We start from the raw sequence: 5,799 nt of genomic DNA on the forward strand, positions 1-5,799 counted from the left end.
TCAGAACCATAGGCGCACGCTCCGAACAAGCTCTCCACAATGCTATCGCCCAACTACTCCCCACCATCACCGCCAAAGACGCAAACGCTTGGTTCAGACTCCCCTTCGCACCGCTACAGTAAAAGGTAATATGCTCTAAAGGGCTTATTGGGTTTTTGTGAGCTGTGGTTCAGTGAGACTGGAGCGAGACGCAGATTCCCTTCGGGAATGGCAACAGGCTTCTCAGCCTGCTTCTTAGCAGGTTTCTCGACCTGTTTCTATTGTAGCTGCGCGAGAAAACTCAACCGCCACGGAGTGGGGAAGGATAACCTCCCTGTTCTGTGGCGGTTGAGGGGATCTCGGGAACGGCGGACACTTGACACGGACTGGGGTCAGTCCAACGAATGGTTATCGGTGACGACCGTGCCAGCCATTGTCCCAGTGGCCGTGGCGGCCATTGTCGTGATAGTCGCCTCGTCCCCAGTCACGGTCGCGTCCCCGGTCACGGTCGCGGTCGTAGTCATGCCGGTAGTAGCCGCGATCGCCATCATATCCGCGATACGCGGGTCGGTAGTAGGGGCGATACGCCCAGGCGCGGTGATACCAGGGGCCTGCTCCGATAAAGACTCCATTTGCGAACCACGTTGGGCCGTAGTAGCCATAGGGTGCGCAGGCATAGGGGTAATAGGAGTAATAGCCGTAGGCGCAGGCAGGCGGAGGGTAGTATCCGTAGGCCGGAACGCCGATGCCGATGCCGATCCTGACCTCGGCTCGCGCCATGGCGGCGGGAAGAATCAGGATGCTGAGCAGAGTGAGGTATCGTAGGTAGCGCATGTTCGGGTCTCCTTGGCAAAGCCTTGATTGCCCTGGCATTAGGGCCTTGCGAGGTCATGGCGTGCGGCCATGAATCTCTATTCAGTTGGAACGCGAAACCGGGGAAAAGGTTGCGGCGGCCGTGGTCGGGGAAGGGTATGAATTATGGAAGATCTTCCCTTGTAATGATTGATGGGCATGGACTTGGAGAGATTTGCGGAGGACGGCGCGGGAGGGTAAAAGCGCATTTCATTTCCGTTGAAGTGGAAAAAATTTTCACATTATCCTTGTTCGACCTGTGCAAAGTGCAAAAGAATTCGCCTGAATACTGCAAAGTTGCAGCACCGTCGGATGGTGTATATTTGGCCGTTGAATTGCTGATAACCATGCCGAGCGACATCTCGCTCAAGGTGTCTTGAATGCGTCGCCTGCTCCAATGCGTGCTTTTGGTGATATTTATCGCGGCCACGACGACGTCGGCACATGCGACGACGGACTGTGAAAAGTGGTTTATTGCCTACAAGCAGCAGCTCGAACATACAAAGAGCGTGCAGAGAGTGGAGGCAGCGCGTCGCAGGGCGCGCGCATACGCAAAGCGCAAGCTGGCGGGTTATGTGAAGCCGAAGCCGTCAGTTCACCCCAGGCCGCACATTGCTCGGCGCAGGCCGATGGGTCCCGAAGAGACGCTCCGCCACTTCAATATGGCCTGTGGCGTCCTTCCGGAAGAGTCGAAGGATCAGCCGTTGGTCTCAGAAGAGACGCCGCCTGAGTTTACGCCCCACCTGCAGGACTTTATGCCGACGGAACCGGAAGGTGACGGCATGCCGATCGCGTCGTATGTTCCGCCGCCGTATGTTCCGCCGGGCTTTGGGCCTCCTGCCGAGGGTGGGCCGCCGATCTATTACCCGCCGGGTGGTGGAACGGGAGGCAGTACCTCTCCCGGGCCTCCGGGACCTCCTGGGCCTCCCGGACCGCCTGCGGTACCTGAGCCCGGCACGTTTGTGCTGATGCTGACCGGTCTGGCCGGTGCAGCCGGGGCCGCGAAACGCCGGTTCAGGAAGTAAAGCTCAAGCTGATTGTGATTTTCCTCTGCCGCCTGCGTGAACTTTTTGCAGGCGGCATTTTCGTGGGTGGTGTTGCGGAGAGGAAGGTGGGCCGATGCAAGACGCGGATTCCCTTCGGGAATGACAACAAGAAGAGCGAATGCAAACGCGAGGTGCTGAAGGTGCAACCCGGTGCGCGGGAAACGTTTGTCGTCAGGCGGGGACCTGGATGGCGTGGCCGATGAGCATGACGACCGGGGCGGGGCCTACGGCTTCGTCTTCGATGGCTGCGAGCGTGGAGGCGTGGATGTGCTCATCGGGCGTGCTGGCTTTGCTGACGGCGACGCATGGGGTGGCCGGGGAGATGCCGGAGGCGATGAGGTCGTCGGCGAGGGCGCGGAAGTGGCGGCCGGGCATGTAGATGACGAGCGTGGCGTCGTCGGGGAAGGTGCCGGTCCATTTGGGCGTGAGTTCGAGTTTTCCGGCGGCGTGGTGTGCGGTGGCGAAGATGAGCTTCGAGGCCGAGCTGCGGTCGGTGAGCGGGGTTTGCAGGTTGGCGGCGACGGCGAAGGCGGCGGAGATGCCGGGGACGATCTCAAAGGGAATGCCTGCTTCGCGGAGGGCGGCGATCTCCTCGCCTGCGCGACCGAAGATGAGCGGGTCGCCTGATTTGAGGCGGAGCACGGAACTTCCTTCAGACGAGTGTTCGAGCATCAGGGCGTGGATGCCCGCCTGGGTGATGCGCGGCTGGCCGCAGCGTTTGCCGACGGGGATGATGTTGGCGGTGGGGCTGGCGAGTGCGAGGATGGCGTCGGAGACGAGATCGTCGGGGAGGATGACGTCGGAGGTTTGCAGGAGCGTGACGGCGCGGAGGGTCAGGAGGTCGGGGTCGCCGGGGCCTGCTCCGACGAGGTAGACGTGGCCGGGCTGGGCTTCTCTGCTCACGATGTTTTCTCAGGCGTTGGGGTCGGATTGGTTTTGGCGTGCTCGCGGGCGAAGACGCGGGAGGGGCACTGGTCGTAGCCGCAGACCTCGCGCCGGGCGAGCTGGTGGAGGAGCCATTTGCGCTCGTCGTTGAGCGGCTCGGCGGCGACGACCTCGCGGCGCAGGTTGCCGAGTTCGGTGAGCCAGTCGCCGGCGTCGAGCGGGAGCTGCGCGTTGATCTCCTTGCGGAGCTTTTGCGCGAGGGCGGGGCTGGCTCCTGCGGTGGAGATGGCGATCTGGAGGTCTCCGCGGCGGACGACGGAAGGGAAGTAGAAGTCGCAGAAGGGCGGGTCGTCTACGGCGTTGCAGAGGATGTCGCGCTCGCGGGCCTCGTGGAAGACGGCGCGGTTGACGGCGGGATTGTTGGTGGCGGCGACGACGAGGAAGTGGTTGGCGAGGTCGCCTTCCTTATATTCGCGCTGTTGCCAGGCGATTTCGCCTGCGGCGGCCTGGGCCTGGATGCGGTCGGTTGCGGTTGGGGCGATGACGGTGACTTTGGCGTTGGCGGCGCGCAGGGAGTCGATCTTCGATTCGGCAAGATGGCCTGCGCCGATGACGATGCAGGGGCGGGCGGCGAGCTTGAGGAAGATGGGGAAGAGGTCCATGCGGGGCTCCCTTGTTTGATGATAGCCGTAAACGAACAGCGGATTCCCTGGCGGCGCAGCGGAAGGGAAACGCAAAAGCTGCGGAATGGAAATGCAAAACAACTGGCTGATGGAGTGTGTTCATTCCCACCCATCGCAAAAGGCGCGATGGATGGGGCACCCAAATGTTTAAGCCTGTGCGGGAAAAATGCGGGGATTCTTCCCCTTCGCTCCGCTCAGGGTCAGAATGACAACGCAAAGACTGGTATCTACTCCGCTGGGGCGAGGCGGCCTGCGCCGACGGGCGGGGCGTCGCGTTCGACCGGGTCGGCGACGATGCCGTTGAGGTGGGCGCGGAGTGTCTCGTCGTTGGTGCGCGCGAACCAGGCGCGGAGGTCTTCGGCGGGCTGGCGGTCGGCGAGGTAGGCGCGGAGCATCCGCTCGATGGCCTCGGGGCAGTCTTCGGCGGCGGCGCGGTAGCCGATCTGGCGGGCGATGCCGGCGTACTTGCCGACCGAGCCGCCGACGCAGAAGTAGAACGCATCGACCATCTTGCCGTCCTTCTTGATCTTCTTGCCTTCGAGGCCGAGGTCGGCGATCCAGCTCTGGCCGCAGGAGTTGGTGCAGCCGGTGATGTGGATACGGATCTGCTGGTCGAAGCCGGGGAGGCGGTCTTCGAGTTCGGCGACGAGCCATTTGTTGAAGCCCTTGGTCTCGGCGATGGCGAGCTTGCAGAACTCGGTGCCGGTGCAGGCGATGGCGCCGCGCCAGAAGGAGGAGACATCGACGTTCAGGCCGAGCGTGTTGAGTTCGACGACGAGCGCGGCGGTCCTGGCGTTGGGCACGTTGACGATGATGATGTTCTGGCCGATGGTGGCGCGGAGGTTGCCGTCGCCGTACTTTTCGGCGAGGTCGGCGAGCTTGAGGAGCTGGTCGCCGGAGACGCGGCCGTTGAGCACGGAAGCGCCGACGGCGGAGAGGCCGGGCTGGCGCTGCGGCGTGATGCCGACGTGGTCGCGGTAGATGTCGGCGGGCGGATTGTCCTCGGCGACGGGGCTGGGGTCGAGCTTGTAGCCGAGCTTCGATTCGAGTTCGGCGAGGAAGGTCTCGGCGGTCCAGCCGAACTTCATGAAGAGATATTTGATGCGGGCGCTGGTGCGGCTCTCGCGCAGGATGCCGGCGTCGCGGAAGACCTCGGCGGTGGCGGTGGCGACGGCGATGGCCTGGTCCTGGCGGACGAAGGCGGGGATGCGCACGGCGATGTGCGGCTCGTTCGAGAGGCCGCCGCCGACGCGGAGGGTGTAGCCGATCTCCTCGACTCCATTGACGGTGCGCTTGATGGCGGTGAGCGAGGCGTCGTTGATCTCGGGGAAGCTGCACCAGAGCGGGCAGCCGGAGATGGTGAACTTGAACTTGCGCGGCAGGTTGTAGAAGGTGTCGTTGCCGTTGAGCTTGTGCGCGATCTCGACGGCGAGCGGGCTGGCGTCGATGAGCTGGTCGGCGTCGAGGCCGGCGAGCGGGCAGCCGGTGACGTTGCGGACGACGTCGCCGCAGGCGCCTTTGGAGCTGAGGCCGACGGATTCGAGCGCGTCTTGCACGTCGATGAGTCCGGCGATGGTGAGCCAGTGGAGCTGGATGTTCTGGCGTGTGGTGATGTCGGCGAGGTTGTTGGCGTACTTTTTGGTGATCTGGCCGATGACGCGGACCTGCGCGCTGGTGAGGATGCCGTTGGGGAGGGCGATGCGCATCATGAAGTACTCGGTGGCTTTGCCTTCGCCGCCGACGCCGCCGGTGACGCCCTTGCCGTCGCCCTGGGTGTAGATGCCCCACCAGCGGAAGTAGGTGGACCACTCGGCGGGCACCGAGTCGCGGCCGTCGCGGGCGAACTGGCGGACCTCGTCCCAGGCGTGCCAGGGATTCTTGGCGGCCTTGATGCGCTCGGCCTTCTGGGCCTTGGTCTCTTTCACAGCAGGTGCGGCGGGGGTGGTCATTTGATGTCCTTTTGTTTGCGGAAAATGAAAAAGCCCACTGAAGAGTGGGCGCTGTGCAGCTTTGCTGAGATGTCCGGACTGAAGGGCAGTCTACGAATCGAGGCAAAGGCGACGGCGCACGAGGTCGCAACAACACGACATGCGACACATAGCGAACGCCTTTGCGGTAGAACTTGCCATTGATGAATAGATTAGTGGCAGGTTGGGCCAGAGTCAAGATGGAATTGGCTGGAAATGCGGGGAGAGAGGCTTGTCGTGTTGATACGAAAGCGGTTCCTTTGTGAGGAATGACCATGTAAAAGACTGGCTGGTTGGGGTTTGTACATTCCCACCCATCGCAAAAAGCGCGATGGATGGGGCACCCGGGCGTTTGTGGCGATTTGGGGAGGAAGCAGATTCCTTCCC

6 protein-coding genes are annotated in these 5,799 nt (G+C 62.8%); 2 read left to right on the forward strand and 4 right to left on the reverse strand.

Going from position 1 to position 5,799, the window contains the following annotated elements; genetic code table 11:
- Window positions 1-387: 387 nt before the first annotated feature.
- Window positions 388-813 carry a hypothetical protein gene (locus tag VFU66_RS11905; protein WP_326446476.1) on the reverse strand — a complete coding sequence of 142 codons (426 nt, stop codon included), beginning with the start codon at window positions 811-813 and terminating at the stop codon, window positions 388-390.
- 164 nt (window positions 814-977) lie between these two features.
- Between VFU66_RS11905 and VFU66_RS11910 the strand changes: the two genes are divergently transcribed.
- Entirely contained in the window at window positions 978-1,211 is a 234-nt protein-coding gene (locus tag VFU66_RS11910) for a hypothetical protein (RefSeq protein WP_326446477.1), read from the forward strand.
- Between the two features lie 30 nt (window positions 1,212-1,241).
- Window positions 1,242-1,856, forward strand: a complete 615-nt coding sequence (locus VFU66_RS11915; RefSeq protein ID WP_326446478.1) for a PEP-CTERM sorting domain-containing protein — start codon at window positions 1,242-1,244, stop codon at window positions 1,854-1,856.
- Window positions 1,857-2,048: 192 nt separating this feature from the next.
- On the opposite strand, the gene cobA is transcribed toward VFU66_RS11915, so the two are convergent.
- The 3 genes from cobA to VFU66_RS11930 form a co-directional block, all read right to left on the reverse strand.
- Window positions 2,049-2,780, reverse strand: coding sequence for a uroporphyrinogen-III C-methyltransferase (gene cobA, locus VFU66_RS11920; protein ID WP_326446479.1), 732 nt, complete (start codon window positions 2,778-2,780; stop codon window positions 2,049-2,051).
- The gene (locus VFU66_RS11925; RefSeq protein ID WP_326446480.1) at window positions 2,777-3,424 is read right to left on the reverse strand and encodes a precorrin-2 dehydrogenase/sirohydrochlorin ferrochelatase family protein; all 648 of its coding nucleotides are present in this window, start codon (window positions 3,422-3,424) and stop codon (window positions 2,777-2,779) included. Before VFU66_RS11925 ends, cobA begins: the two co-directional genes overlap by 4 nt.
- Window positions 3,425-3,672: 248 nt before the next feature.
- A complete protein-coding gene (locus VFU66_RS11930; protein WP_326446481.1) occupies window positions 3,673-5,394 on the reverse strand; it encodes a nitrite/sulfite reductase in 1,722 nt (573 codons plus the stop codon).
- Between the last annotated feature and the right edge of the window lie 405 nt (window positions 5,395-5,799).

Origin of the sequence: Edaphobacter sp. (assembly GCF_035763405.1) — a bacterium.
Classification (GTDB): domain Bacteria; phylum Acidobacteriota; class Terriglobia; order Terriglobales; family Acidobacteriaceae; genus Edaphobacter.